Source organism: Rhodanobacter thiooxydans (genome assembly GCF_030291135.1).
GTDB lineage: Bacteria > Pseudomonadota > Gammaproteobacteria > Xanthomonadales > Rhodanobacteraceae > Rhodanobacter > Rhodanobacter thiooxydans_A.
This window is the reverse complement of the sequence record NZ_CP127409.1, coordinates 2,345,935-2,368,977: the sequence shown is the minus strand read 5'-3', so window position 1 is coordinate 2,368,977 and position 23,043 is coordinate 2,345,935. Positions and strand designations below refer to the sequence as shown.

Annotated in this window: 19 protein-coding genes and 1 tRNA gene; 17 read left to right on the top strand and 3 right to left on the bottom strand. The window is 66.5% G+C overall.

Translation table 11 applies throughout. The features are described from left to right. The first annotated feature begins 34 nt into the window (after positions 1-34). The 10 genes from QQA13_RS10895 to secF all read left to right on the top strand — a co-directional run bounded on the left by QQA13_RS10895 (position 35) and on the right by secF (position 11,368). Entirely contained in the window at positions 35-1,264 is a 1,230-nt protein-coding gene (locus tag QQA13_RS10895; RefSeq protein ID WP_108472409.1) for a sensor histidine kinase, read from the top strand. 75 nt (positions 1,265-1,339) lie between these two features. Further along, a complete protein-coding gene (locus tag QQA13_RS10890; protein WP_108472410.1) occupies positions 1,340-1,942 on the top strand; it encodes a response regulator transcription factor in 603 nt (200 codons plus the stop codon). 632 nt (positions 1,943-2,574) lie between these two features. Beyond that, positions 2,575-2,644: transfer RNA gene (locus tag QQA13_RS10885), tRNA-OTHER, on the top strand. Between the two features lie 483 nt (positions 2,645-3,127). Next, entirely contained in the window at positions 3,128-4,252 is a 1,125-nt protein-coding gene (locus QQA13_RS10880; protein WP_108472411.1) for a slipin family protein, read from the top strand. Between the two features lie 54 nt (positions 4,253-4,306). Continuing rightward, positions 4,307-5,527 carry an RtcB family protein gene (locus QQA13_RS10875; RefSeq protein ID WP_108472412.1) on the top strand — a complete coding sequence of 407 codons (1,221 nt, stop codon included), beginning with the start codon at positions 4,307-4,309 and terminating at the stop codon, positions 5,525-5,527. 103 nt (positions 5,528-5,630) lie between these two features. Further along, positions 5,631-6,662 (top strand): tRNA preQ1(34) S-adenosylmethionine ribosyltransferase-isomerase QueA, encoded by a 1,032-nt coding sequence (queA, locus tag QQA13_RS10870; RefSeq protein WP_108472413.1) that lies wholly within the window; start codon positions 5,631-5,633, stop codon positions 6,660-6,662. Positions 6,663-6,710: 48 nt separating this feature from the next. After that, positions 6,711-7,838, top strand: a complete 1,128-nt coding sequence (gene tgt / locus QQA13_RS10865) for a tRNA guanosine(34) transglycosylase Tgt (RefSeq protein WP_108472414.1) — start codon at positions 6,711-6,713, stop codon at positions 7,836-7,838. Positions 7,839-8,021: 183 nt separating this feature from the next. Beyond that, a complete protein-coding gene (yajC, locus tag QQA13_RS10860; RefSeq protein WP_108472415.1) occupies positions 8,022-8,354 on the top strand; it encodes a preprotein translocase subunit YajC in 333 nt (110 codons plus the stop codon). A gap of 158 nt (positions 8,355-8,512) precedes the next feature. Beyond that, positions 8,513-10,396, top strand: a complete 1,884-nt coding sequence (gene secD / locus QQA13_RS10855; protein WP_108472416.1) for a protein translocase subunit SecD — start codon at positions 8,513-8,515, stop codon at positions 10,394-10,396. Between the two features lie 9 nt (positions 10,397-10,405). Further along, the gene (gene secF / locus QQA13_RS10850; protein WP_108472417.1) at positions 10,406-11,368 is read left to right on the top strand and encodes a protein translocase subunit SecF; all 963 of its coding nucleotides are present in this window, start codon (positions 10,406-10,408) and stop codon (positions 11,366-11,368) included. Between the two features lie 145 nt (positions 11,369-11,513). Here the strand turns inward: secF and murU are convergent, their stop codons facing one another. Together murU and QQA13_RS10840 are read right to left on the bottom strand one after the other, a co-directional pair. Next, positions 11,514-12,218: an N-acetylmuramate alpha-1-phosphate uridylyltransferase MurU gene (murU, locus tag QQA13_RS10845; protein WP_108472418.1), complete on the bottom strand. Its 705-nt coding sequence runs from the start codon at positions 12,216-12,218 to the stop codon at positions 11,514-11,516. Further along, entirely contained in the window at positions 12,215-13,225 is a 1,011-nt protein-coding gene (locus QQA13_RS10840; protein WP_108472419.1) for an aminoglycoside phosphotransferase family protein, read from the bottom strand. The genes murU and QQA13_RS10840 overlap by 4 nt, the downstream gene beginning before the upstream one ends. 138 nt (positions 13,226-13,363) lie before the next feature. Here QQA13_RS10840 and QQA13_RS10835 point away from each other — a divergent pair, with 138 nt between their 5' ends. The 7 genes from QQA13_RS10835 to panE all read left to right on the top strand — a co-directional run bounded on the left by QQA13_RS10835 (position 13,364) and on the right by panE (position 20,835). Further along, a complete protein-coding gene (locus QQA13_RS10835) occupies positions 13,364-13,852 on the top strand; it encodes an SUF system Fe-S cluster assembly regulator (RefSeq protein ID WP_108472420.1) in 489 nt (162 codons plus the stop codon). An 8-nt stretch (positions 13,853-13,860) separates the two neighbouring features. Beyond that, on the top strand, positions 13,861-15,327 hold the full coding sequence (gene sufB / locus QQA13_RS10830; protein ID WP_199909861.1) for a Fe-S cluster assembly protein SufB: 1,467 nt from the start codon (positions 13,861-13,863) through the stop codon (positions 15,325-15,327). Between the two features lie 134 nt (positions 15,328-15,461). After that, on the top strand, positions 15,462-16,214 hold the full coding sequence (gene sufC / locus QQA13_RS10825) for a Fe-S cluster assembly ATPase SufC (protein ID WP_108472422.1): 753 nt from the start codon (positions 15,462-15,464) through the stop codon (positions 16,212-16,214). Then, positions 16,211-17,530 (top strand): Fe-S cluster assembly protein SufD, encoded by a 1,320-nt coding sequence (gene sufD, locus QQA13_RS10820; RefSeq protein WP_108472423.1) that lies wholly within the window; start codon positions 16,211-16,213, stop codon positions 17,528-17,530. The genes sufC and sufD overlap by 4 nt, the downstream gene beginning before the upstream one ends. Before the next feature lie 126 nt (positions 17,531-17,656). Further along, a complete protein-coding gene (locus QQA13_RS10815; RefSeq protein WP_428992343.1) occupies positions 17,657-18,913 on the top strand; it encodes a cysteine desulfurase in 1,257 nt (418 codons plus the stop codon). 73 nt (positions 18,914-18,986) lie between these two features. Then, positions 18,987-19,901: an acyltransferase gene (locus tag QQA13_RS10810; RefSeq protein ID WP_108472424.1), complete on the top strand. Its 915-nt coding sequence runs from the start codon at positions 18,987-18,989 to the stop codon at positions 19,899-19,901. Position 19,902: 1 nt separating this feature from the next. Then, positions 19,903-20,835: a 2-dehydropantoate 2-reductase gene (gene panE / locus QQA13_RS10805; protein WP_108472425.1), complete on the top strand. Its 933-nt coding sequence runs from the start codon at positions 19,903-19,905 to the stop codon at positions 20,833-20,835. Between the two features lie 64 nt (positions 20,836-20,899). Here panE and QQA13_RS10800 read toward each other — a convergent pair whose 3' ends face one another. Then, on the bottom strand, positions 20,900-22,936 hold the full coding sequence (locus tag QQA13_RS10800) for a M13 family metallopeptidase (protein WP_108472426.1): 2,037 nt from the start codon (positions 22,934-22,936) through the stop codon (positions 20,900-20,902). Between the last annotated feature and the right edge of the window lie 107 nt (positions 22,937-23,043).

Below are 23,043 nucleotides of genomic sequence, written 5' to 3'. Positions count from 1 at the left end.
GCCGCAGACCAGGCCCCCAGCGACCGACCACGTCATGATCCCCGCTTTCGCAGCCCGATGGTTCGTGCCGGCACCCGATTCCGCGGTGGCCGACGACCTGCGCCGGGGCAAGTCGCCATGGGCCGCCGGCGTGCACCTGCTGTGGTCCATGTGGATTTTCATCACGCCGCTGTTCGACCACGGCCTGCGTGGCTACACGCCGACCTGGCTGCTGTGCACGCTGGGCTCGTATCCGCTGTTCCTGCTGTTGTTCGCCAGGCTGCGACTGGCTTCGCGGCGAACGGCATATCTCTACGCGTGGGGCATGGCGGCGTTGTGTTTCGGCCTGCTGCGCTGGTATCCCAGTGGTCTCAGCTACTTCGTGTACGCCTGCGTGATGCTGAGCCATTGCGACCTGCGGCGCTTCCGCAGCTATGTGCTCCAGGTATTGCTGCTCAATGCGATCTACGTGGCGCTGGCCTGGTGGATTGGCTACCCGCAGTCACTGCTGGTGATCATGCCGGTCACGGTGTTCGTCATCTGCACCATCGTCACGGTCGAGCAGATCCACCAGGAGAAGGATGCCGCCCTCAGCCTTTCGCACGACGAGGTGCGCCGGCTCGCCGCCACGGCGGAGCGCGAACGGATCGGGCGCGACCTGCACGACCTGCTCGGGCATACCCTGTCGCTGATCACGCTGAAGCTGGAGCTGTCGCGCAAGCTGTTCGACCGTGACGTGGCGGCCGCCCGGCGCGAGGTCGAAGAGGCGGAGAAGGTCGCGCGCCACGCGTTGGCGGAAGTGCGCTGCGCCGTCACCGGCATACGTGCCACCGATCTCGCCGCCGAGCTGGCTTCGGCGCGGCTGTTGCTGGAATCCTCGCGGGTGCATCTGGATTACGGCGAGCTGCCCGCCGACTTGCCGGGCGACGTCGAGCGCGGCCTGTCGCTGGTGTTGCGCGAGGCGGTGACCAACATCGCGCGCCACGCCGACGCCAGTCAGGCGCGGGTCGAGCTGACGCGCGAGCGGGGCAGCGTCTGCCTGCAGATCAGCGACAACGGCCGCGGCGGCATCGAGAGCGACGGCAACGGCCTGAGCGGCATGCGCGAGCGCGTGCGCGCGCTCGGCGGCACGCTCGCGTTCGAGTCGCCGCGTGGCCAGGGATCGCGCCTGCGGGTGGTGGTGCCGCTGCCGATCCTGCGCCTGGTCGAATCGCCGCGATCGGCGCCGGAGCCATCGACGACCGGGCCGCTGACGCAGTTGTTTACGGATCGGCCCATCGCGTGAGTCCACCCATGTTTCCATACCCGCACAGACCATGACGCCTACCCTTCACTCCCGTCGACACCGGAGAGTCATCGCATGATCCGTGTGCTGCTGGCCGAGGACCAGGCGATGGTGCGCGGCGCGCTGTCGGCGCTGCTGAACCTGGAAAGCGACATCGAAGTGCTTGGTTCGTCGGCGGACGGCGAAGCGGCGTGGCGGGATATGCAACGGCTCAAGCCCGACGTGCTGGTCACCGATATCGAGATGCCCGGGTTGACCGGACTGGAACTGGCGCAGCGCATCCAGCGCCACGAACTGCCGATCAAGGTGGTCATCGTCACCACCTTCGCGCGCCCCGGCTTCCTGCGTCGCGCACTGGACGCCGGCGTGTCCGGTTACCTGCTGAAGGACGCGCCCGCCGAAAACCTGGCCGAGGCCTTGCGCACCGTGCATCGCGGTGGCCGCGCGATCGACCCGCAGCTGGCATTGGAGGCGTGGTCGGAAGCCGATCCGCTGAACGACCGCGAGCGCCAGGTTTTGCGCCTGGCCGGCGAAGGACAGTCGGCGGGCGACATCGCCGCACAGCTGAACCTGTCGCACGGCACCGTGCGCAATTACCTGTCCGAGGCGATCGGCAAACTCGGCGTCGCCAATCGCATCGAAGCGTATCGGCTGGCGCGGCAGAAAGGCTGGTTGTAGGAATTATTCGGGTATTCGACAAAATCGCTTGCGCTTCAAAAATAATCCGCGTATTGTTTGCGTCCTTCGCCGCTGTGGCGATAATCCGATGAAGAAACTTTCCATGTCATTCCGCCTCGCCCCCACGAATAAGCCAAGTATGTCGCGCGACTATCGCGACGCGGGTTTGTTTGCGCGCGATGAAAGGCACGACCTGGCAACCGCTTTCCGATAATCGACTGATCCCTTCGCGGAGATCGGTCACCCCGATCTCCCGAGGCAACGCGAACGCCCTCGGGTCGCCATACCCGGGGGCGTTTTGTTTTTGGCGTTCGCCGGATATGCGCATGCATCGAACCACCTTGCAGGAATCTGCTACGCCCTGAAGCATCCGGTTGCGTGCAGCCGAGGCAGGGGCACGGCTGCAGACCGGCGCATGTGCGCTGCGTCCCGATGCTTCGGCGCGGGCTGTGTGCGGATCGGATTCCATACGAACAGGGTCTTCACGGCCCATACGAATGCCCGGTTGACGACAGCCGGGCATACGGAACATCAGCCACAAAGGCTTTCAGCGGCGCGGGTTCCCAAGACCCGCCCGGTGCGCGCGGCTCTGCCGACAGCGTATGCCGGGCCTGCGGGGAGATGTTCCGCGATGACGTTGGCTCAGCGGTAGAGCGGCAGCGAAAGCTGCAGGTCGCCGGTTCGAATCCGGCACGTCAACCACGGATAGCTCAGACGGGTAGAGCATCGGTCTCATAAACCGAGTGTCGCGGGTTCGAATCCCGCTCCAGAACCATGACCTGTCACGTCATGACACTAGGAACGAAAGTTCCGACCAGGAAACGCCTCGTGTGGAACGCGGCACGCCCGTCAGGGATGAGGGCGGATCGAATGACGCAGCGAGGATCGAGCCGGGCCGGCCCCCTGAAGGCGGACGGTCGGTCGTCGAACGACATCGTGGCAAGGCATCGCCGTGATCAGCCGATGACCGACTCTCTTCCGAAGCGTTCGGGCTTCGCTGGATCAATCGTCGGGAGGCGTTTCCGCCTTTTTCAATAAAGCTTGCGGTTATTCAAGATAATCGCGTGTTTATCCCGAAAGGGAGGGGTGATTGCATCCCGAAGTAAATCACGGCCCGCATCGATCCGACGGCCCTGATTCATTCAATACGGATCGAAACAAGGAATATCGACAAGGAGTATCGCCATGTTCTGGCTCAAGCAAATCGTGATCGGCGACGGCGAGCGCGGTCTGCTGTATCGCAACCGTCGTTTCGAGCGCGTGCTGTCGCCGGGCGTCCATCGCCTGTTCGACCCGCGCAAGCGCATCGCCGTGACGGTGCACAACCTCACCCGCCCGGAATACGCCGGCAGCGATGCCGAGGTGTTGATGGCGCAGATGGACGGCCCGCTGGCCGAGTGCTTCCTGGTGGCCGACATCAGCACCGACCAGGTCGGTCTGGTGCTGAAGGACGGCAAGCTGGAAGACGTGCTGGCGCCGGGTACGCGCAAGCTGTACTGGAAGGGCATCGTGCCGGTCGAGGTGCAGGCGGTCTCGCTGGTGGAAACGCTGGAGATCGATGCGCGCGTGGCCAGTCGTCTGCGTCAGCTGGGCGGGCTCGGCAAGGTGGCGGTGATGGTGGACGTGCCGGTGGAATCGACGGGCCTGCTGTTCGTCGACAACAAGCTGGTGCGCACGCTGGCGCCGGGTGCCTGGGCGTTCTGGAATTTCCGGAAGAACGTGGCGGCGGAGGTGATCGAGCTGCGCGTGCAGTCGCTGGAAGTGTCGGGCCAGGAACTGCTGACCCGCGACAAGGTGAGCCTGCGGGTGAACCTGGCAGCCAGCCTGCGCGTGACCGATCCGGTCGCCGCGCGTACGAAGGTGGCCAAGTACGGCGACTACCTCTATCGCGAACTGCAGTACGGCTTGCGCAAGGCGGTCTCCGGCAAGACGCTGGACGAGCTGCTGGGCGACAAGGCCTCGCTGGATGCGGACATCTTCGCCTACGTGCGCGGCCGTGTCGTCGAGCTGGGCATCGAGGTGCTCGGCGTGGGCGTCAAGGACGTGATCCTGCCGGGCGAGATGAAGGACATCCTCAACAGCGTGGTGCAGGCGGAGAAGGCGGCCCAGGCCAACGTGATCCGCCGGCGCGAGGAGGCGAACGCCACCCGTTCGCTGCTCAACACCGCGCGTCTGATCGAGGAAAGTCCGGTGCTGATGCGTCTGAAGGAGCTGGAGGCCTTGGAAAAGGTCACCGAGAAGATCGACAAGCTGACCGTGTTCGGCGGCCTGGACGGCGTGCTGAACCAGTTGGTCAGCCTCAGGCAGTAACCTCGTGGCGCGCGCACGGATGCGCTCGCCACGATCCATTCAAGGAAAGATGTGATGAGCAACCAACAGTACGAACTGCTGCATGCCGAAGGCAGCGCCACGCCGATCAAGGGCTGGGTGCATGGCGTGTCGCTGGAAGATTCGGCGAAGCAGCAACTGCGCAACATCGCCACGCTGCCGTTCGTCGGCCCGTGGGTCGCGGTGATGCCGGACGTGCATCTGGGCAAGGGCGCCACCGTGGGTTCGGTGGTGCCGACCCGGGGCGCGATCATCCCGGCCGCGGTCGGCGTGGACATCGGCTGCGGCATGGCCGCGGTGCGGACCACGCTGCGTGCCAGCGACTTGCCGGACAACCTGGCCCAGCTGCGTTCCAGCATCGAGCGCGGCGTACCGGTCGGCAACGGCCGCGGCGGCGAACATGGCAAGCCGTCGGACAGCATTCACACGATGCTGGTCGAATCCCGGCTGGCCGAGCGGCTGGAGGCGATCAAGGCGAAGCACCGCAAGATCCGCACCGACAAGGTCGACCGGCAGCTCGGCACGCTCGGCGGCGGCAACCACTTCATCGAGGTCTGCCTCGACGAATCGGGCGCGGTGTGGGTGATGCTGCACTCCGGTTCGCGCGGCACCGGCAACCTGATCGGCAGCTACTTCATCCAGCGGGCGCGCGAAGAGCTGGCGCAGCGCGTGCTGGGCTTCGACCTGCCGGACAAGGACCTCGCGTTCTTCATGGAAGGTGAACCGCTGTTCGACGACTACGTCGAAGCGGTGTCCTGGGCACAGGATTACGCCCGGGCCAACCGCGAGGCGATGATGGCGCGGGTGCTGGCCGAGATGCGCCACCGGCTGCCGAAGTTCCAGCTGGAACAGATGGCGGTGAACTGCCACCACAACTACGTGCAGAAGGAGACGCACGGTGGCGAGGAACTGCTGGTGACCCGCAAGGGCGCGGTGAGCGCCCGCGCCGGCGAGCTCGGCATCATCCCGGGCAGCATGGGCACGTGCAGCTACATCGTGCGTGGCAAGGGCAGTCCGGACAGCTTCCGCAGCTGCAGCCACGGCGCGGGCCGGGTGATGAGCCGTACCGCGGCGCGCCAGCAGATCACCCTGGCGCAGCATCGGGCGGCCACCGCCCACGTCGAATGCCGCAAGGACGCGGCGGTGATCGACGAGTCGCCGGCGGCGTACAAGTCGATCGACGCGGTGATGGCCGCGCAGACCGACCTGGTCGAGGTGGTGCACACGCTGCGCCAGGTGCTGTGCGTGAAGGGATGAGCCTGGGCGCCGCTCCGCGAGGAGCGGCGTTTTTTTTGCAGGCGTGCCCCGGCGCGTCCGCTGCGGGATAATGCTCCGTTTCCCGATGCCGGCCACACCTGCCTTGAAGAAGTCCGATTTCGATTTTGAGCTGCCGCACGAGCTGATTGCGCAGGCGCCGTTGCCCGAGCGCTCGGCCAGTCGTTTGCTGCTGCTCGATGTGGCGGCGCAGTCGCGGCAGGACCGCCTGTTCCGCGAGCTGCCCGACTTCCTGCGCCCCGGCGACCTGCTGGTGTTCAACGACACCCGCGTGCTGCCGGCGCGGTTGTACGGGCGCAAGGACACCGGCGGCGCGGTGGAGATTTTGATCGAGCGGGTCACCGGCGCGCACGAGGCCACCGTGCAGCTGGGGGTGAGCAAGAAGCCGAAGGAAGGCGCACGGATCGAGCTGGCCGACGGCAGCCATGCGCTGGTGCTGGGCCGCGACGAGGGTTTCTTCCGGCTGCGTTTCGAGGCGTCGGAGCCGCTGGAGAAGCTGCTGCTGAAGCTGGGCGAGATGCCGCTGCCGCCGTACATCGATCGGCACGCCGACGCCAGTGACATGGAGCGCTACCAGACCGTGTTCGCGCGCGAGCCCGGCGCCGTCGCCGCGCCCACCGCCGGCCTGCATTTCGACGAGGCGACCCTGGACCGGCTGCGCGGGCGCGGCGTCGAGTTCGGCTACGTCACCCTGCATGTCGGCGCCGGCACCTTCCAGCCGGTGCGCGTGGATGATCTGAAGGACCACCACATGCACCGCGAGTGGCTCAACGTCGGCGCGCACCTGATCGGGCAGATCCGCCGCACCCGCGCGAACGGCGGACGCGTGATCGCGGTGGGCACCACCGTGGTGCGCGCGCTGGAAAGCGCCAGCAAGGACGGCGAACTGCACCCGTTCGCCGGCGAGACGCAGATCTTCATCTTCCCCGGCTACCGCTTCAGCAGCATCGACGGCCTGCTCACCAACTTCCACCTGCCGCAGTCGACCCTGCTGATGCTGGTGTCGGCGCTGGCCGGGCGCGAGTTCATCCTGGACAGTTACCGCCATGCCGTGGAGCAGCGCTACCGCTTCTTCTCGTATGGCGATGCCATGCTGATCCTGCCGCACGGCCTTTGATCGGCGGGTTGCCGAGCGGGGAGCGGTCGAACCCGCGATAATGCCCGGATGACTTCCCTCCAGTTCGACCTCCAAGCCACCGACGCCGCCGCCCGCCGCGGCCGCCTCACGTTTGCCCGCGGCACGGTGGAGACGCCGGCGTTCATGCCGGTGGGCACGTACGGTTCGGTCAAGGCGATGACCCCGCGCGACGTCACCGACACCGGCGCCGAGATCATCCTGGGCAACACCTTCCACCTGTTCCTGCGGCCGGGGCTGGAGGTCGTCGAGCAGTTCGGCGGGCTGCACCGCTTCATCGGCTGGGACAAGCCCATCCTCACCGACTCGGGCGGCTTCCAGGTGTTCTCGCTGGCGCACAAGCGCAAGATCACCGAGGAGGGCGTGACCTTCGCCTCGCCGGTGGACGGCTCGAAGGTGTTCCTGTCGCCGGAAGTGTCGATGCGGATCCAGAAGACGCTGGATTCGGACATCGCGATGATCTTCGACGAGTGCACGCCGTATCCGGCCACCGAGAAGGTGGCGGCCGATTCGATGGAACTGTCGCTGCGCTGGGCCGAGCGCTCGCGCCGGGCCTTCGATGACCTGAAGAATCCCAATTCGCTGTTCGGCATCGTGCAGGGCAGCGTCTACGAGAATCTGCGCCGGCGCTCGGCCGCGGGCCTGATCGACATCGGCTTCGACGGCTATGCGGTGGGCGGCCTCGCCGTGGGTGAGCCGGAGGCCGAGCGCAACCACGCGCTGGATTTCACCGTGCCGTTGCTGCCGGCGGACAGGCCGCGCTACCTGATGGGCGTGGGCCGGCCGGAGGACATCGTGGAAGCGGTACGCCGCGGCATCGACATGTTCGACTGCGTGATGCCTACCCGCAACGCGCGCAACGGCTTCCTGTTCACCGCCGCGGGCACGCTGCGCATCCGCAACGCGAAATACGCCAGCGACACCGCGGTGATCGAGGAAGGCTGCGACTGCTACGCCTGCAGCCACGGTTTCAGCCGCGCCTACCTGCGCCACCTCGACCGCTGCAACGAGATCCTCGGCAGCCAGCTCGCCACCATGCACAACCTGCGCTACTACCAGCGACTGATGGCTGGCCTGCGTGCGGCTATCGCCAGTCAAACCCTGGAAGCCTTTGTGGCGGAGTTCTACGCCCGCCGCCAGGGCACGCTGATTTCTTAGGGGCGCGGGCCCGCGGGGCGGCCTTGCAACGGGCGTTGGCCGCCCTCAGTAGTGATCAGCCGGCTGGCTGCGGCGGTGCCAGTGGCACCGTGCACGGCCCGGGGGTGCATGGCATAATCGAGAATCTTTTATCAGGCGTTCAGCCGAAATCCCCGGCGGCGCCATAACTTGCGAGACAAACAGATGATTCTTCCGATCTCTCCCGTGATCGCCCAGGCCGCGGCTCCGCAGCCGCAGGGTGGCGGCATGTCCATGATCATCATGATGGTGGTGCTGTTCGGCCTGATGTATTTCATGATGATCCGCCCGCAGATGAAGCGGCAGAAGGAGCATCGCGCGCTGGTCGCCGGGCTGGCCAAGGGCGACGAAGTGGTCACCAACGGCGGTATCGCCGGGCGCGTGGACGAGGTGGGCGAGACCTTCATCACGGTCGAGATCGCGGCCAGCGTGAAGGTCAAGGTGCAGAAAGGCGCAGTCCAGCAAGTGTTGCCCAAGGGCTCGCTGAAGTCCGGCTGAGACCTGGGATGTCCAGGGGCGAAGCTTTTTCGAATAGTGCGGCCAAGGATGGCCGCTTCTTGATGTTCGCGATCATGGACGATCGTAAAAATAAACTTCGGTCATGGATGGCCGCTTCTTGACGTTCGCGGTCATGGACGATCGCAAAGGACCCGATCATGAGTGATTTTCCTCGCTGGAAGTACGCGCTGGTCGCGTTGGTGATGTTGTTCGGCATCATCTACGCGCTGCCCAATGCATTCCCGCCGGTGCCGGCCGTGCAGGTCACGGCCAACCGCGACGCGCCGCCGATCAACCAGGCAGTGCAGCAGAAGGTGCAGGCGGCGCTGACCGCGAAGAAGATCGCGGTCACCAACGTGTTCGTGGAAGGCGACCACCTGCTGGCCACGTTCGCCAACTCCGACGTGCAGAAGAGCGGCGCCGACGAGATCAAGGCGGCGCTGGGCGACGGCTACACCGTGGCGTTCAAGCTGCAATCCAACGTGCCGGGCTGGCTGGGTGCGATCGGCGCCCGCTCGATGCCGCTGGGCCTGGACTTGCAGGGCGGCGTGCACTTCCTGATGCAGGTCGACCAGAAGGATGCGATAGAGAAGCAGGAAAACAGCTACGCGGATGACATCCGCGCGCTGCTGCGCAACAAGAACATCCGGTACGAATCGGTGACCCGCAATGCGGTGAGTGGCCAGGGCATCGCGGTGATCCTGCGTTCGGACGCCGACCGCTCCACCGCGGCTGACGCGATCGCCAACGAGTACACCGACCTCAACGTGGCGAGCGGCGCCAGCACCGGCGACCGTTTCGTGCTGAACGTGGTGATCAAGCCGGAAAAGCTGCGCGAGCTGTCACGCAGCGCGATCACGCAGAACCTGGGCACGCTGCGCAACCGCATCAACGCGCTGGGTGTGTCCGAGCCGCTGATCCAGCAGCAGGGCGACAGCCGCATCGTGGTCGAGCTGGCCGGCGTGCAGGACCCGACTGAGGCGAAGAAGCTGATCGGCGCGGTCGCCACCCTGCAGTACCGCCCCGGTATCGGCCAGCCCGGCGACGCGCGCGCGGTGGAAGCGGCGCGCACCGGCAACATCCCGCCGGACGCGAACCTGTACTACATGCGCGGCGACAACCGGCCGGTGCTGGTGAGCAAGCAGATCATCGTGACCGGCAACCAGCTGGTGGACGCCTCGTCGGGCATCGACCAGCAGAGTGGCACGCCGAAGGTCGACGTCACCCTGAACGCGGCCGGCGCCAAGAAGATGGGTGACTTCACCAACGCCAACGTCGGCAAGCCGATGGCGGTGCTGTACGTGGAGCAGGTCTACGAGACGAAGGTGATCGACGGCAAGGAGGTGCGCGTGCCGAAAGTCACCGAGACGGTGATCAACGACGCCACCATCCAGAGCCCCTTCAGCAAGCAGTTCCAGACCACCGGCCTGGGCAGCCCGAAGGAAGCCTCCGACCTGGCCCTGCTGCTCAAGGGCGGCGCACTGGCCGCGCCGATGGACATCGTCGAGGAAGGCGTGATCGGCGCCAGCCTTGGCCAGGACAACATCGACAAGGGCTTCAAGGCGGTGCTGCTGGGCCTGGCGCTGGTGCTGCTGGCGGCGGCGATCTATTACAAGCTGTTCGGTCTGGTCGCGGACATCGCGCTGTTCTTCAACCTGGTGATCCTGGTGGCGGTGATGTCGCTGATCGGCGTCACCCTGACCATGCCGGGTGTGGCCGGTATCGTGCTGACCCTGGGCATGGCGATCGATGCGAACGTGCTGATCTGCGAACGCGTGCGTGAGGAACTGCGCAACGGCTCCAGTCCGCACGCCTCGATCCGCGCCGGCTACGAGAAGGCCTGGTCGACCATTCTGGACGCCAACGTCACCCACCTGATCGCCGCGCTGGCGCTGACCACGATGGGTACCGGCGCGATCAAGGGCTTCGGCGTGACGCTGATGATCGGCATCCTGACTTCGCTGTTCACCTCGGTGACGCTGACCCATGCGTTCACCGCGGCGATCCACGGCCACCGCAAGCTCAAGACGCTGTCGGTCTAAGGAACCCCCATGGAAATTTTCAATCACGACAGCAACATCCACTTCCTGGGGATGCGCAAGTACACCATTGCCATCGCCATCTTCCTGATGGTCGCCTCGATCGGGCTGATCGCATTCAAGGGCCTCAACTACGGACTGGACTTCACCGGCGGCGTGTCGATGGTGGTCGACTACGGCCAGTCGGTGGAGATCTCCGAGGTGCGCGGCGCGCTGGAGAAGGGCGGCATCCACAACGCGATGGTGCAGAGCCTGGGTGGCACCCGCGAAGTGTCGATCCGGCTGCAGCCGAAGGACGACCCCGGTGCCGTCGATGCGGCCGGCAAGTTCAATCTCGACCGCATCGCCGCCGACGTCATCAAGGTGCTGCATGTGTCCCGTCCAGACGCAAAGCTGAAGAGCCGCGACTACGTCAGCGCCCAGGTGGGCCAGGAGTTGCGCAGCGACGGTACCGTGGCGGCGGTGTTCGTGATCCTGGGCATCATGGCCTACCTGTGGATCCGCTTCGAGCGCCGCTTCGCGATCGCCGCGGTGGCCACCGAAATCCATGACACGCTGGTGACGCTCGGCATCCTGGCGTTGGTGCAGCGCGAGTTCGACATGACCGTGCTGGCTTCGGTGCTGGCGGTGATCGGTTACTCGATCAACGACAAGGTGGTGGTGTTCGACCGCATCCGCGAGTTGTTCCGGCTGGCGCGCAAGGCCGAGCCGGAAGAGATCCTCAACCGCTCGATCAACAACACCCTGTCGCGGACCATCATCACCTCGCTGTTCACCGGCATCACCATGGGCGCGCTGTACTTCTACGGCGGCACCGCAGTGCACGGCTTCGCCGTCACCATGCTGATCGGCATCGTGGTCGGCACCTTGTCCTCGATCTTCGTGGCCAGCCCGATCCTGCTGTGGCTGGGCGTGTCGAAGAAGGACCTGATGCCGGTCACCAAGGAAAACCCGGAGCTGGCGCGGCGACCCTGAGCAAGCATCGCCCGCAAGGCGGGTGATGCTGCTGTTCTCTCCCCTGCTCGCAGGGGAGATGCCCGAAGGGCAGAGGAGTAGCTCCACGAAACGAAAAACGGCCCGGTCCCCACCGGGCCGTTTTGCTGTCCCGACCGTTCGCACGTTACCCGCGCAGTGCGGATTCCAGTTCGGCCAGCCGCTGCGGCGTACCGACATCGGTCCATGCGCCACGATGCTGCGAGCCATCGATCCTGCCGCTTGCCATCGCCGTCTCCAGCAGCGGACGCAGCTTGAAGCGCGGCGGTTTCGCCTCGGCGCCCGGCGCAGCGCCGACGGCCTCGCGCCAGCCGTCCAGCAATTCGCGGCGGAACACGCCGATGCCGCTGTAGGTGAGCCGGGGTTCGCCGTCGTCGTGCAGGCGGCCCTCGGTGTCCAGCCGGAAATCGCCGCGAGGGTGATGCGCGGGGTTGTCCACCATCAGCAGGTGCACGAGGCCCCGCGGCTCGGCGGGCAGCACGCTGAAATCCACGTCGCACCACACGTCGCCGCTCACCACGAGGAAGGGTTCATGACCGAGCAGCGGCAGCGCATTCAGCATGCCGCCGCCGGTTTCCAGTGGCGTCGGGCCTTCGTACGCATAGCGGATACGCAGGCCCCAGCGCGAGCCGTCGCTCAGCGCGGCAGGGAACTGCTCGGCCAGGTGCGAGGTGTTGATCACCACGTAATGCACGCCGGCTGCGGCGAGTTTTTCCAGGTGCCACACGATCAGTGGCTTGCCGGCCACCGGCAGCAGCGGCTTGGGCGTGCGGTCGGTCAGCGGACGCATGCGTTCACCGAGGCCGGCGGCGAAGATCAGCGCGTGCCTCACGCCGCCACCTGCGTGAGGTCGCGGCCGGCCGCATGCCGTTCCAGCAACGCGGCGAAGTTGGCCAGCTCGGGGTAACGGCCCGCCACCTCGATCACGTAGCGGTACACCTGCGGCACGTCCTTGAGGTAGCCCGGCTTGCCGTCGCGGTACCACAGCCGGTAGAACTGGCCCAGCACGCGCACGTGGCGGTGCAGGCCGGTGAGGTCGAACCAGCGCAGGAAGCGCGCGGTATCCACGCTGGCGTCGATCACGCCGGCGCCCAGCAGGCGCCGCCGATAGGACTCCACCCAGCCTTCGACGCGTTCGCGCGGCCACGCGATGTAGGCGTCGCGCAGCAGCGAGGCGAGGTCGTAGGTGAGCGGGCCGTGCAGCGCGCCCTGGAAGTCAATGATCCCCGGGTTGTTCTCGCCGACCACCAGCAAGTTGCGGCTGTGGAAATCGCGGTGCACGAAACAGCGCGGCTGCGCCAGCGCGTTGCGCACGATCACGTCGAATGCGGCTTCCAGCACGTCCCATTCCCCGCAGCTCGGCGGGTGGCCGAGGTGGCGCGTCAGGAACCATTCGGGCATCACTTCCAGCCCGCCGACCAGCACGGCGTGGTCGAACGGCGGCAGGTCGTCGCTGGCCACGCGCGTCTGCATCGCCAGCAGCGCATCCATCGCGTCGCCGTAGAGCCTGTCCGCGTTCGCGTCGTTCAATTCGGCCAGATACAGCCGTGAGCCGAGATCCTCGATCAGCAGGAAGCCCTGCTGCAGGTCGTGCGCCTGCACGGCCGGCACGTGCAGTCCGGCAGCGGCCAGCCGCGCGCCGATCGCCAGCCACGGCCGCGGGTCTTCGCGCTCCGGCGGCGAATCCATCACGATCCAGCTTTGTCCGCCGCGCCTGGTGCGCCAGTAGCTGCGGAAACTGGCGTCGGCCGAGGCGGATGCCAGGGTCAGGCTGGCGTCGTCCAGCACATGGCGGGTCCAGGCGAGGCGGGCGACGGCGCGGTCGGGAATCGGGGTCATGGCAACCATGGGCAACGGAATGGCGCCAGCTTAGCGATCCGCCGGCGTCGTGACGAGGCGTTGAGCAGCGTGGCATTGACCGCGCGGCATCGAATCAGTACCATTTTAGTCCCGATTCAAGCGACCCAGCCCGAGCCCATGCTCCGCGTCAGCCGACTCACCGATTACGCCACCGTGGTGATGACCTGCATCGCCGCGCACCCGGCCGAGGTGCTCAGCGCGGTGCAGATCGCCGATGAAGCGCGGCTGGAACTGCCCACGGTCAGCAAGCTGCTGAAGGCGCTCGGTCACGCCGCACTGGTCGAGTCGTTCCGCGGCGTCAACGGCGGCTACCGGCTGGCCCGGCCGGCCGGCGAGATCTCGCTGGCCGAGATTGTCGAAGCCATCGAAGGTCCGATCGGCATGACCGAATGCAGCGTCGCCGAAGGGCAGTGCGACCGCGAGTCGCAGTGCGGCGTGCGCGGCAGCTGGCAACTGATCAACAACGTGCTGGACCACGCGCTGCGTGCGGTCAGCCTGGCCGACATGCTCAAGCCGCAGCCGCCGCGGCCATCGCGCAGGGTAGCCGCCGTACCGCTGGGCGAGATCGCGATGCCGACGAAAGCCCGCCGGATCACCACCGAATGAACGAGATCATGAACAATCAGAGCAGCACCGCTGCCACGTTGCGCGACAACGCGGGCGTGGCCGAGGTCCTTGCCCGCAGCTATAGCGCCGGCTTCGTCACCGAGATCGAGATGACCGGCCTGCCGCCGGGCCTGGACGAAGGCACCATCCGCGCGCTGTCCGCGGTCAAGCGCGAGCCGGAGTGGATGACCGAGTGGCGGCTTGAGGCCTACCGCCACTGGCTGACCATGCCCAAGCCGGACTGGGCCAAGCTCAACATCGATCCGATCGACTACCAAGCGATCAGCTACTACGCCGCGCCGAAGAAGCAGCCAAAATCGCTGGACGAGGTCGATCCGGCGTTGCTGGAAACCTACGAGAAGCTCGGCGTGCCGCTGCACGAGCGCGCCGCGCTGGCCGGCGTGGCGGTGGACGCGGTATTCGACTCGGTCTCGGTCGGCACCACCTTCCGCAAACAGCTGGCCGAGGCCGGCGTGCTGTTCTGCTCGATGAGCGAGGCGATCCGCGAATATCCCGAGATCGTGCAGAAGTACCTGGGCAGCGTCGTCCCCACCGGCGACAACTTCTTCGCCGCGCTGAACTCGGCGGTGTTCTCCGACGGCAGCTTCGTGTTCATCCCCAAGGGCGTGCGCTGCCCGATGGAGCTTTCCACCTATTTCCGCATCAACGCGCAGAACACCGGCCAGTTCGAGCGCACCCTGATCGTGGCCGAGGAAGGCGCCCACGTCTCCTACCTCGAAGGCTGCACGGCGCCCAAGCGCGACGAGAACCAGCTGCACGCGGCGGTGGTCGAGCTGGTGGCACTGGAAGGGGCGCAGATCAAGTACTCCACCGTGCAGAACTGGTACCCCGGCGACGAGAACGGCGTGGGCGGCATCTACAACTTCGTGACCAAGCGCGGCGACTGCCGCGGCGACGATTCGAAGATCTGCTGGACCCAGGTGGAAACCGGCTCGGCGATCACCTGGAAGTACCCTTCCGTGGTGCTGCGCGGCGACCGCTCGGTGGGCGAGTTCTACTCGGTGGCGTTGACCCACCACTTCCAGCAGGCCGATACCGGCACCAAGATGATCCACCTCGGCAAGCACACCAAGTCGAAGATCGTCTCCAAGGGCATCAGCGCCGGCAAGAGTTCCAACAGCTACCGCGGCCTGGTGAAGATGGAGAAGGGCGCCGAGGGCGCGCGCAACTACACCCAGTGCGACAGCCTGCTGATCGGCAAGCAGTGCGGCGCGCACACCTTCCCGTACATGGAAGTGAAGAACCCCACCGCCATCGTCGAGCACGAGGCGACCACCTCGAAGATCTCCGACGAGCAGATGTTCTACTGCCGCAGCCGCGGCATCGCCGAGGAAGACGCCGTGTCGATGATCGTCGACGGCTTCTGCAAGCAGGTCTTCCGCGAACTGCCGATGGAGTTCGCGGTGGAGGCGAAGAAACTGCTTGAGGTAAGCCTCGAAGGCGCGGTGGGTTGATCGATTGCGATTTCCCCTCAAGGCCGTCATTCCCGCGCAAGCGGGAATCCATTGACGCTCTTGCGGCACTCCGACATTGGATTCCCGCTTGCGCGGGAATGACGACAGTAAAAGCTGCGAAGGCATAAAGAGCCATGCTCAAAATCGAAAACCTGCATGCCCGCGTCGAGGGCAAGGAAATCCTCAAGGGGCTCAGCCTCAGCGTGAACGCGGGCGAGGTGCACGCGATCATGGGGCCGAACGGCGCCGGCAAGTCGACGCTGGGCAACGTGCTGTCCGGCCGCGACGGTTACGAGGTGACCGCCGGCAGCGTGACCTACAACGGCATCGACCTGCTCGCGCTGGCGCCGGAAGCGCGTGCTGCTGCCGGCGTGTTCCTGGCGTTCCAGTACCCGGTGGAGATTCCCGGCGTCAACAACACCTACTTCCTGCGCGCCGCACTGAATGCGCAGCGCAAGCAGCGCGGCGAGAAGGAGCTGGATTCCATGCAGTTCCTCAAGCTGGTGCGCGAGAAGCTGAAGGTGATGCAGATCTCCGACGAGCTGCTGCACCGCGCGGTCAACGAGGGTTTCTCCGGCGGCGAGAAGAAGCGCAACGAGATCTTCCAGATGGCGGTGCTGGAGCCACAGCTGGCGATCCTCGACGAGACCGATTCGGGCCTGGACATCGATGCGCTGAAGCAGGTCGCGCAGGGTGTCAACACGCTGCGCTCGCCCGATCGCGCGTTCCTGATGATCACCCACTACCAGCGCCTGCTCGACTACGTGGTGCCGGATTTCGTGCACGTGTTGGCGAATGGCCGCATCGTGGAGAGCGGTGACAAGTCGCTGGCGCTGAAACTGGAACAGCACGGCTATGCCGGGCTTGGCGCGGGGGCGGCGGCATGAACCCGTCGGCTTCCACGCCGCTGGTCGCCTCACTGCTAGACGCGCCACTGCCGGCCAGCGGCATCGCCTGGCTGGATGAGGCGCGCCGCGACAACCGCGCCGCGTTCGCCGCCAGCGGCTTGCCTGATGCGCGGGTCGAGGCGTGGAAGTACACCGCATTGCGCGGACTCGGCCAGCGCCGCTTCGCCGGTGGCGATGTGGCCGCCGCGACGCGCGTCGTCGATGCGGCGACGTTCGCGTTGCCCGGCGTCGACGGGCCGCGGCTGGTCTTCGTCAACGGAGTGTTCCGTGCCGACCTGTCGGCGCTCGATGCGCTGCCCGACGGGCTTTCGCTGCAGCCGTTGTCGCAGGCGCTGCGCGGCGATGCGGAGCCGCTGCGCTTCGCGCTGGCGCGGCCGGCTCTGGTCGGGCACGTCCGCGAGGCTGGCGACGCGTTCGTGCGGATCAACGCCGCCAACGCCGGCGATGGCGTGGTGCTGCGAGTTGCTGCCCACGCGAAGATCAGCGCGCCGGTGCACCTGGTCTTCGTCGGTGCCGCCGCAGAAGCCGAACTGGCCTGGCATGCGCGCAACGTGATCGAGCTGGGCGAGGGCGCCTCGCTGAGCCTGGTCGAGCATTACGTGGGCAACAGTGAGCAGGCCCAGTTGACCACCCTGGTCAGCGACATCGAATTGCACGAAGGCGCACAGCTTCATCACGTCGTGCTGCAGAACGCCGCAGCCGGCACCAACCTGATCCGCCGCAGCGGCCTGCGCCTGCATGCGCGCGCCGAAGCACGGCTGCATGTGCTGGAACTGGGCGGCGCACTGGTGCGGCACGACCTGCAGGCCGAACTGGTCGGCGACGGAGCGCAGCTGCATACCCGCGGCGCGTTCATGCCGCACGGCCGCCAGCACATCGACACCCAGCTGGCGATCCGCCACCAGGCGCTGGACACCGCCTCCACCTCCACCTGGCGCGGCGTTGCCAACGACCGCGCGCGCGGGGTATTCCGCGGCGCGATCGTGGTGGCCCCCGGCGCCGACGGCAGCGATGCCAGCCTCAGCAACAAGAACCTGCTGCTGTCGCCGAGCGCCGAGATCGACACCAAGCCGGAACTGGAGATCTACGCCGATGAGGTGAAGGCCGCGCACGGCGCCACCGTGGGCCAACTCGACGAGCGCTCGCTGTTCTACCTGCGTTCGCGCGGCATCCCGCTGGCCGAGGCGCGCGCGCTGCTGACCGCCGCGTTCTGCCGCGCGGTGCTGGACGATCTGCCGAACCAGGCGCTGCGCGAGCATCTGTCGGTGTTGCTGATCGCGCAGTTGCCCGCCTGATGCCCTTGTCTCCTCCCCCTGCTGCGCAGGGGGAGGTTGGGAGGGGGTAAGGCTTTTGACTTGAAGATCAAGAGCAGACCCCACCCCGACCCTCCCCTGTCCACAGGGGAGGGGCCACCCTTGGAAATGTCGAAGATGACTTCATCACAAGCCAGCACGCCCACCGTCTTCGACGTCCAGCGCATCCGCGCGGATTTCCCGCTGCTGGCGCGCACGGTACACGACAAGCCGCTGGTGTACTTCGACAACGCCAACACCAGCCAGAAGCCGCTGTCGGTGATCGAGGCGGTGGATAACCACTACCGCGAACACAACGCGAACGTGGCGCGGGCGGTGCATCAGCTGGGCGAGGAAGCCACCACCGCCTACGAGGGCGCGCGCGACAAGCTGGCTCGCTTCATCAACGCGCCGTCACGCAACGAGGTGATCCTCACTTCCGGCACCACCCAGTCGATCAACCTGGTCGCCTACAGTTACGCACTGCCGCAGCTGAAGCCCGGCGACAGCATCCTCACCACGGTGATGGAACACCACGCCAACATCGTGCCGTGGCAGCTGGTGGCCGCGCGCAGCGGCGCCTCGGCCAAGGCCGCGCCGATCGACGAGCGCGGCGAGCTGATCGTGGAGAAGTACGTCGCCATGCTGACGCCGGAGGTGAAGCTGGCCTGCGTCACCCACGTCTCCAACGTGCTGGGCACGGTCAACCCGGTGCGCGAGATCGCGCGCGAATGCAAAAAGCGCGGCATTCCGCTGCTGGTCGACGGCTCGCAGGCGGTGCCGCACCGGCCGGTCGACGTGCAGGCGCTGGGCTGCGATTTCTACGCGCTCACCGGGCACAAGATGCTGGGCCCCACAGGCACTGGCGTGCTGTGGGCGAAGCGCGAACACCTGGAGGCGATGCCGCCGTTCTTCGGCGGTGGCGAGATGATCCGCGAGGTGTGCTTCAGCGGCACCACCTTCGCCGCGCCACCGCACAAGTTCGAGGCCGGCACGCCGAACATCGCCGGCTTCGTTGGACTATCGGCAGCGATCGACTACTACGAGTCGATCGGTTTCGCGGCGATCCATGCGTGGGAGCAGAACCTGCTGGCCTATGCCACCGAAAGGCTGCGCGAGATTCCCGGCCTGCGCATCATCGGCGAGGCGGCGCAGAAGGAGCCGGTGATCTCGTTCCTGCTGGAAGGCGCCCAGGCCACCGACATGGCCACCCTGCTCGACCTGCAGGGCGTCGCCGTGCGCTCCGGCCACCACTGCGCGCACCCGCTGATGCAGTTCTACGGTGTGCCGGCCACGCTGCGCGCCTCGCTGGCGTTCTACAACACGCGCGAGGAGATCGACGCGTTCGTGGTGGCACTGCTCAAGGTGCGCAAGCTGCTGATGTGAAGCAGCGCCGGCCGCATGGTCTGTCGCTGCCGTCGGCATTATGCTTCCCGTCCCACCCGCCACGACCGACCCCATGCTTGCCAAGCTCCCCGGCCCGATCCGCATCCTGCTGGCCATGCTGCTGCTCGCCATCAACATCCTGCTGCACGTGCTGCCGCTGTTCGCGCTCGCCCTGGTCAAGATGATCGTGCCGCTGCACGCGATCCGGCAGGCCTGTTCGCGCGCGCTGGTGGCGATCGCGGAGAGCTGGATCGGGGTCAACAACTTCCTGTTCGGCCTGTTCACCCGCATCCGCTGGCAGGTCGAGGGGCTGGCCGGCCTGCGCCGCGACGGCAACTACTTGGTGCTGTGCAACCACCAGAGCTGGGTGGACATCCCGGTATTGCAGAAGGTGTTCAACCGGCGCATCCCGTTCCTGCGTTTCTTCCTCAAGAGCCAGCTGATCTGGGTGCCGCTGCTGGGGCCGGCATGGTGGGCGCTGGATTTCCCGTTCATGAAGCGCTATTCGAGGGAAACCCTGCTGCGCCATCCCGAGCTGCAGGGCAAGGACCGGGAGGCCACTCGCCGTGCCTGCGCGAAGTTCCGGCATATGCCGGTGTCGGTGATGAATTTCGTCGAAGGCACCCGCTTCACGCCGGCCAAGCACGACGCGCAGTCCTCGCCGTACCGGCACCTGCTGCGGCCGAAGGCCGGCGGGCTGGCGTTCGTGCTGGACGCGATGGGCGACGCGTTGCATGCAGTCCTCGACGTCACCATCGTCTACCCGGAAGGCCGTGGCACGATGATGGACCTGATCGCCGGCCGCGTGCACGACATCCGCGTGCACGTGCGCGAGCTGCCGATCGACGCCACCCTGGTAGGCAGCTACGACGACGACGCGGCGTTCCGCGGGCGCGTCAAGCTGTGGGTGAATGCGCTGTGGAGCGAGAAGGACGCCCGGGCCACGCGCATGCTGACGGCGGCGGATGCCGCACCGACTGGAGAGTGAGATGCGTATTCTGATCGTGGGTGCGGGCGCTACTGGTGGCTACTTCGGCGGCCGGCTGCTGCAGCACGGGCGCGACGTGACGTTCCTGGTGCGCGAAAAGCGCGCGGCGCAACTGGCGCAGCACGGCCTGTCGATCAGGAGCGCCACCGGCGATGCCGAGCTGTCGTCGCCACCCACCGTGCTGGCCAGCGGCCTGCGCGGGCCGTACGACCTGATCCTGCTGAGCTGCAAGGCGTATGGCCTGGAGCAGGCGATGGCCGACATCGCGCCGGCGGTGGGGCCCGACACCGCGATCCTGCCGCTGCTCAACGGCATGCGTCAGCTCGACCTGCTGGACGCGCGCTTCGGTGCGCCGCACGTGCTTGGCGGGCAGTGCGTGATCGCCGCCACACTGGATGCAGATGGCACCGTGCGGCACCTCAACACCTCGCACAGCCTTACCTTCGGCGAGCGCGACGGCAGCGCGTCCGGGCGCATGCAGCAGATCACGCAGGCCCTTTCCGATGCGGGCTTCGACGCGCGTCCAAGCAGCACAGTCCTGCAGGAGATGTGGGACAAGTGGATCTTCCTGGCCACGCTGGCCGGGATCACCTGTCTGATGCGCGGTTCGGTCGGCGATATCGTGGCTGCGCCCGGCGGCACCGCCGCAGCGCTGGACCTGCTGGAGGACTGCCGCGCCGTGGCGGAACGGTCCGGCCACGCACCCAGCGAGAAGACCCTGCAACGCGCTCGCAGCGTGCTGACCGAGGCCGGTTCTACGCTGACCGCCTCTATGCTGCGCGACCTGCAGCACGGGCATCCGATCGAAGCCGATCATGTGGTTGGCGACATGCTGGCGCGCGCCGACCGGTCGCGTGACGAGCGCTCGCTGCTGGCTGTGGTCTACACCCATCTGAAGATCTACGAGGCAAGCCGGGTGTCGCCGTCGGCGTGATGCCGCAGGCATGAAAAAGCCGCGGCCTCGCGGCCGCGGCTTCGGGTGACTCAGGTGCACTGGCTTACCAGATCTTCACCTGCTTCGCGCCGTCGCGCACCATCGCGTCACCACTTTTGCACTGGAACGCCCTGGCGAATTCCGGCATGTTCGACGGCGCACCGATCGCGCGGAATTTTGCCGGTGCGTGCGGGTCGGTGTTGAGCAGGGTCAGCTGCGCTTCGGGACGGATGCTGCCACGCCAGACGCGGGCCCAGTTCAGGAAGAAGCGCTGGTCCTGGGTATAGCCGTCGATCTTGCGGCTCGCTTCGGCCGGGTTTTTCGACAGCGCCATCTGCAACGCGGTGTACGCCGCGTTCAGGCCGCCCAGGTCGCCGATGTTCTCGCCCATGGTGAGCTGGCCGTTGACGTGCTTGCCGGGCAGCGCCTCGTAACCGTCGAACTGCGCGCCGAGCTTCGCGGTACGCGCCTCGAACGCCGTGCGATCGGCGTCGGTCCACCAGTTGACGTTGTTGCCGCTGGCGTCGAACTTGCTGCCCTGGTCGTCGTAGCCGTGCCCCATCTCGTGACCGATCACCGCGCCGATGCCGCCGTAGTTGATCGCATCATCCGCGCTGGCGTCGAAGAACGGCGGCTGCAGGATCGCCGCCGGGAACACGATCTCGTTCTTCTGCGCGCTGTAGTAGGCGTTCACCGTCTGTGGGGTCATGCCCCACTCGGTGCGGTCGACCGGCTTGCCGATCTTGGCCACGCGGTATGCGTAGTTGAACTGGCGCGCCGCCTGCACGTTGGCGTAGTAGTTGTCTGGCGCGAGAGTGAGGCCGCTCCAGTCGCGCCACTTGTCCGGGTAGCCGATCTTCGGCACGAAGGTGGCCCATTTCTCCAGCGCCTTCTGCTTGGTCGCGTCGCTCATCCATTCCAGCTGTTCGATGCGCGTCCTGAACGCGGCGCTCAGATTCTTCACCAGCACCTCGGCGCGCTGCTTCGAGCTGGCCGGGAAGTTGTCCACCACGTACAACTGGCCGAGTGCCATGCCCATGCTGCCGTTGGTGGTTTCCAGCACGCGCTTCCAGCGTGGCTGCATTTCCTTCTGGCCGTTGAGCGTCTGCTGTTCGAACGCGAAGTCTTCGTGCTGGAACGGCGCAGACAGGTACGGCGCCGCATTCGAGATGGCGTGGTAGCGGAAATAGGCCTGCCAGGTGCTGACGGGTACATCACCGAGCATCTTCTGCATTTCGGCGAAGAACTTCGGCTGTGACAGCGAGAAGCCCTTCGTCACGTCGGCGCCCTGCGCCTTGAAGAACGCGGCCCAGTCGAAGCCCGGCGTGACCTTGTCAGCCTCGGCGATGCTGACGAAGTGGTAGCGGTTTTCCGGCTTGCGCATTTCCACGCGCGGCAGTGAGGCGGCGGCAAGGCGCGTTTCGAAGGCCAGTACGGCTGTCGCCTGCTTCTGCGCGTCGGCGGGGCTGATGCCGGTGAGTTCGAGCATTTTGGCGATGTGTGCCACGTAGGCGGTGCGGATCTTCGCGAAGTCCGGCTTGCTGTAGTAGTCGGTGGTCGGCAGCCCCAACCCGCCTTGGCCGGCGTACGCGATCTCCTGGTTGGAATCCTTGAAGTTCGCGTTGCCGCCGAAGCTGAAAAGTACCGGCTCGCCGCGGGCGTAGCTGTCACGGATGTAGGCGGCCACATCGGCGCCGTTCTTCAACGTGGCGATGCGCGCCAGCTGCGGCTTGATCGGGTCGAAGCCGGCCTTGTCGATGGCCGCCGTGTCCATGCCGGAGGCATACAGATAGCCGATCTTCTGCTCGATCGAACCCGGTGCGGCGGTGGCCGCTTCGCGCGCGGCCTTCTCGACGATCTCGCGCTGCACGTTGAGGCTGCCCTCGCGCAGCGCGTCGAACGACCCCCAGCGCGTGCGGTCGGCGGGGATCGGGTTGGCGGCCACCCATTTCGCGTTGACGAAGCCGTTGAAGTCGGTGCAGGCATTGATCGAGCCGTCCAGTTCGGCTACGTCGAAAGCGGTGGTGGAGGCGGCCAAGGCGCTGCCGCCCAGCGTCATCGCCAGGACAAATGCCAGCGGCTTCATGCAACGGTGCTTCATGGAGGGTTTCCTTCGGGTCGGGGGACGCAGGCGTCCGGTCGGTGCGGATGTCGCAATAAATTGCGATCCCCGCAGGCTAGGCAGGCGTCCGGTGAGCTGCCCAGTGT